This is a genomic window from Pseudomonas sp. 51_B, assembly GCF_017491595.1.
GTDB classification, from domain to species: Bacteria; Pseudomonadota; Gammaproteobacteria; order Pseudomonadales; family Pseudomonadaceae; genus Aquipseudomonas; species Aquipseudomonas promysalinigenes.
Genome location: NZ_JAFGYW010000177.1, coordinates 1 through 524, shown reverse-complemented (window position 1 = coordinate 524; position 524 = coordinate 1). Strand labels below are relative to the sequence as shown.

General features: G+C 61.6%; 1 protein-coding gene. It reads right to left on the bottom strand.

Features of this window, described 5'->3' with window-relative positions; all coding sequences use genetic code 11:
- The coding region (locus tag J5M56_RS24250) for an MlaD family protein (RefSeq protein ID WP_207937976.1) at positions 1 to 524 on the bottom strand (524 nt) is incomplete at both ends.

The following is a 524-nucleotide window of genomic DNA, read 5'->3' as shown; positions in this document are numbered from 1 at the left end:
CCTTGAGGCCGCGCAACGCCTGATCAAACCGCAGCGCCAGATATTGCGCCTTGCCGTCGGGCGGGGCGAGGGCGGCGGTCTGGTTGGCAAACAGCTCGAAACTCTTGTCGTCGCTGGCCGGCTTATCGTCGGGGCTGTAGTCCGGGGCGCGGAAAGCGATGCCGCCCACCAGCAGGGTCGACAGCGATTCGGTTTTCACCGCAAAGCCGTTGGCGCCGACATTGATGTCGATGCCACTGGCGTTCCAGAAGCGGGTGTTTTCGGTGACGTAGGCGTCGTTCGGCGAATGCACGAAGACTTCGATGTTGACGCCTTTGCCGTCCGGGTCCAGCGCGTAGGACACAACCTGGCCAACCGGAATCTTGCGGTAATAAACGGGGGAGCCGATGTCCAGCGAGCCAAGGTCTGCGGTGTGCAGCGTAAAGCGTTTGCCCGGTTCGCCGTAGGTGATCGGCGGCGGGTTCTCCAGACCTTTGAAGTTTTTTGAGCGGGTATTGGCCTGACCTATGTCGGCACCGATGTAG